This window comes from Flavobacterium laiguense (assembly GCF_003097655.1).
In the GTDB taxonomy this organism is placed as follows: Bacteria; Bacteroidota; Bacteroidia; order Flavobacteriales; family Flavobacteriaceae; genus Flavobacterium; species Flavobacterium laiguense.
This window is the reverse complement of sequence record NZ_QCZH01000045.1, coordinates 1-3,790: the sequence shown is the minus strand read 5'-3', so window position 1 is coordinate 3,790 and position 3,790 is coordinate 1. Positions and strand designations below refer to the sequence as shown.

5 protein-coding genes are annotated in these 3,790 nt (G+C 29.7%); all 5 read right to left on the bottom strand.

What is annotated here, in order from left to right:
- Nucleotides 1-227: 227 nt before the first annotated feature.
- Entirely contained in the window at nt 228-701 is a 474-nt protein-coding gene (locus DB891_RS17295; protein ID WP_116764824.1) for a hypothetical protein, read from the bottom strand.
- Nucleotides 702-904: 203 nt separating this feature from the next.
- On the bottom strand, nt 905-1,285 hold the full coding sequence (locus DB891_RS17290; RefSeq protein WP_116764823.1) for a hypothetical protein: 381 nt from the start codon (nt 1,283-1,285) through the stop codon (nt 905-907).
- A gap of 293 nt (nt 1,286-1,578) precedes the next feature.
- Nucleotides 1,579-2,058 carry a hypothetical protein gene (locus DB891_RS17285; protein WP_116764822.1) on the bottom strand — a complete coding sequence of 160 codons (480 nt, stop codon included), beginning with the start codon at nt 2,056-2,058 and terminating at the stop codon, nt 1,579-1,581.
- A 203-nt stretch (nt 2,059-2,261) separates the two neighbouring features.
- Nucleotides 2,262-3,209, bottom strand: coding sequence for a hypothetical protein (locus tag DB891_RS17280; RefSeq protein WP_116764821.1), 948 nt, complete (start codon nt 3,207-3,209; stop codon nt 2,262-2,264).
- Between the two features lie 54 nt (nt 3,210-3,263).
- Complete coding sequence (locus DB891_RS17275) at nt 3,264-3,668, bottom strand: hypothetical protein (protein WP_116764820.1); 405 nt, start codon at nt 3,666-3,668, stop codon at nt 3,264-3,266.
- Between the last annotated feature and the right edge of the window lie 122 nt (nt 3,669-3,790).

Here is a 3,790-nt window from a genome sequence, read left to right as displayed (position 1 = left end):
AAAGGCTTTATTTGAACTGTAGAATAGAATAATTGGGAGGTTTTAATGGGGAAAATAGGTTTTTTCACAGCCTGACGTTCCCGCGCTACACGCAGGCTGGGATTAAAAATGCGTAATCTTTCGGTTAAGCCAAATTTCGGCTGAAACAAAACAATAATTCCAAAAGCCAAATGCCCAGCTTGCTTGTAGCGTGTGTTGGCGGTTCGGTTGTTTTGTTTTTTATCTAATTACCACAACAAATTCGAATCAACAATAGAATTACTGTTTTCATTTACTTTATCTAAAAACATACTGAAATTGCTGTTTGATAATGAATCGTTTGTGGTAATCTTGTAGACTTTCTTTTCATTTAAATCATTAATAATTATTTTCCAAACCTTTCTGTCATTTAGACTTATTGAAGTTTTACTAACTTCAATAATATCAGAAATGGAATGTTTTATTACTGGTTTATTATAATTAATTAAGTATAAATTTTTATCATCAAAATAAAAGTCTGATTTATTGACAAAATATTTATCTAAACCAAACATAAAAATTCCACCTGATATTTTGGTCAATTTCCATAAATCTAAATTTGTCCTTTTCTTAAAATCTATTTCTTTTTGTTCTTTATAATTTTCGATGTAGTTAAAGATTCTTTTAATGTTAAAAACTAAAAGAGTAATTAATAATAAAATAAAAATATATTTTAGTTCCATGTTGTATTTTTGGTTTAAGCTGACTGCCAACTAGTCTTGGCGGTTTGGTCGTTTTTAGTCGAATTTACGATTAAAAACCTATATTTTTTTCGTTTCTGCTATTCAAATTACCGTCGGCAAACTCAAACTTTTACGTTTCGGTTTTCCAAGTTCTGCTTTTCACGCTTCTGTTCTTTCTTCAAAAACTTGGAATTCAAATTATGCTACAATTTATAAATATCTTCATACTTTATGTAATCTTTTCTACTAATAGTATATATAGGATTCCCATTTTCATCTTTAATTAGTCCCAAAGTTTCATTGTCTGCATTAGGAAAATTAATTTGATATCCTCTTCCGTCTCCTAGTTGAATTCCATATGTTGCAACAGAATTTTCAATTTCCACAGAATTTTGACTATAATCATATTTTTCACTTTTCCCCGAACTATCTTTAACAGTGAAATTTTTGGCATCAAAGAATAATTCAAATTTTGCACCTTTAGAATCTGTAGCTTTCCAAGAACCTCGATATGTGTCTGAGCCACTACATCCAACTAAAATTACTGCTAAAATCGCCAACAATGTAATACTAACTTTTTTCATTTTATTTATTTTAGGTTTTAAAATTTAGATTTCAAGTTTCTGCTTTTCACGTTCCAATTTTTACGCTTACTTTCGGGTTTTCCTGCGTAACGAAAACCGATCCTTTCAAAGTTTTTTTCTGCGTAAGTTCGGCTTCAACTGACCGCCAACGTCTTGCTAGTAGGCGATGGTCGGGCTAAATAAAGCAATTATTTTCGGATTATCACTAATTTGCCAAATACAAAACCATTTTTCCATTTAACCTAATTCCCGACTATTGCCTACTAGCTGTTATGGGCTGGTTATTTTTGCATTTAGTTGTCCATAAATTCTTTTTCCAATTCTAAGTATTCTTTGTTTTTGTAACTCGCAAATGGCCGAAGTTTATTTAGCATATAAATTTTTACGGGAAGATTCATTCTGATACAATGGCCATAAAATTCTTCCACATTTTCTTCATCATACTTATGTCTGAATAATATATTTCTAATCTCAGGATAATCTTTTTCTATTAATGCTTTGAAAGCAAAACAACGGACAACTGGTCGTTCACATTCTGTTAAGGAAATTAATTCTTTAATGGATGTTTCCGCCACAAACTTTTTAAAGCTCTTAACAGTGTCAATTCCGAGTGTCAAATAAACATTCTCTTTCCTAAATTCATAATACACTTTACCAAGTTTTTCATTTTTCAATATATTTTCGAGCTTTGTTGTCGGCTTAAAATTTCCAACGTCTTTTCCGCAACTTACTATCAAAACTACAACCGATAAAATGTAGAAGTATTTATTCATAGTTTCTTCGTTGTTTCCGTTAGTAACTTGCCCATAACGTTCCCTTGCTACAAGAGGTTTGGGGTTAAATTAAGCCTTATTTTCGGATTTGCCAAATCATCCCAAATACAAACCCATTTTCAAATTAAGCCAATTGCCCAAATCTCTTGTGAGCAAGTGTTAGCAGTAGTGCTGTATAAGTTTATCTTGTCTCGACAAATTTTTTACTTCCTTTTTAATAATTCAATTCTAACCAATTCCGCTTCTGTTTGAAAACTTTTTTTATCACTGAAATAAATATACATCTTCCTCAATTCAGGAGTTGAATACTTCTCTAAATGAGTCATATTATAATTATATTGTTTTTGAGCCTTATTTAATTCTGATATACCTTCTCTCATCCTAGAATTTTTTCTAGCTTCGCCATCTTTGTACTCTTTTGAATTCTTAAAATCTTCTTTAATTTCTATCATAACTTCTCTAATATTCTCATCTGGGTAATCATATCTAGCAGAATAATTATAACCCAAGACTTTTTCATATTCTTTAAGGTATTCAGTTTCAATGTCAGTAGAATATAAGGTATAGTCCTTGTTTTCATTATAACATTTAATCACGTAATCTTTATACTTAATCTTAAAATTTTCGACAAAGGAAATGTTGAAATTTTTTTTCTCATCCTCTTTTCTAGATATTTCAGCATTATGAGATGCCATTTTTTCTTTGTTTTTTGGGGTCAGGTATTCCTCATCTTCTTTAGACCAATTGTAATTGTAGCTATCTGATGTTACATATATTGTCCCATACTCTTCTACCAATCTATTCAAAGTAGAAATTTTACTGTCTAATTTCAATTTTGCTTTTTCAAGGTTAATTGCTAATTCGTCTTCAATTTTCTTAATGCTGTCTGATTTACGTTTATTAATACGTGCTTCAGTCCAATCTAAAGCTTCTTGTTGAGATTTGCTCACACTTTTACCTTGAGCTAATCGTTCTTTAGCTTTAATAGTTTTAAAATACATTTTTGTTTCTAAATCTTGTTCAGCTTTTTTCTTCAATTCTATTTGGTCATAATATCCTCCGGGAGCATAAGCACCCAATGCGTGTTGTGCTGAAGAAATTAAGGAAAAAGTTAATAATATAATTGTTGTAAGGAATTTAATAGTTTTCATATGGTTTGTTATAGTTTTTTATTTAATGTTTTTATTTTAAGATAGAGTTTAGTATTAAATTAAGCTAAAAATGATTTTAGCGTCTGAGTTATTAACTGCTATTTTTCCTGTTTCTGTATTAGTTGTATCAATTGTTTTTTTTACCAATAGATGATCGTACTTTTCAATCAGTTTAATTGGATTTACAAATTTTGTATTACTGGCAAGAATCAAAATATCAACATTAAATTCTTTGTACTCTTTTATTATTCTTGTTGTTTCCAAAGAATAATCCCCCATCGTAAAAAATGCAATTTTCAAGGTTTTAAAATCTACAATATCTGAAAAATCTTTATAAATGGGATTTCCTATGGTTATTTTACAAGTAGATTTTCCATTTTCTAGCATAAGATCGTGTACAATATTTAATGTTGTTGTTTTTCCACAATGGTCTTTTCCGATTAAAGCTATTATTTTCATTTTTTAATATCTGATTTTTCTGTTGTCAGCGGACGCATTACTGCTAACGTCAGTCTGTGAAAAAACCTCCGTTTGATTCCGAACAAATATAGCAAAATAGTTGTATAAAAACAGGATTTTTC

Bases quoted from the DNA above. Each gene is read 5' to 3' on its own strand.
- DB891_RS17295 (WP_116764824.1), bottom strand. From the start codon at position 701: ATGGAACTAAAATATATTTTTATTTTATTATTAATTACTCTTTTAGTT.
- DB891_RS17290 (WP_116764823.1), bottom strand. From the start codon at position 1,285: ATGAAAAAAGTTAGTATTACATTGTTGGCGATTTTAGCAGTAATTTTA.
- DB891_RS17285 (WP_116764822.1), bottom strand. From the start codon at position 2,058: ATGAATAAATACTTCTACATTTTATCGGTTGTAGTTTTGATAGTAAGT.
- DB891_RS17280 (WP_116764821.1), bottom strand. From the start codon at position 3,209: ATGAAAACTATTAAATTCCTTACAACAATTATATTATTAACTTTTTCC.
- DB891_RS17275 (WP_116764820.1), bottom strand. From the start codon at position 3,668: ATGAAAATAATAGCTTTAATCGGAAAAGACCATTGTGGAAAAACAACA.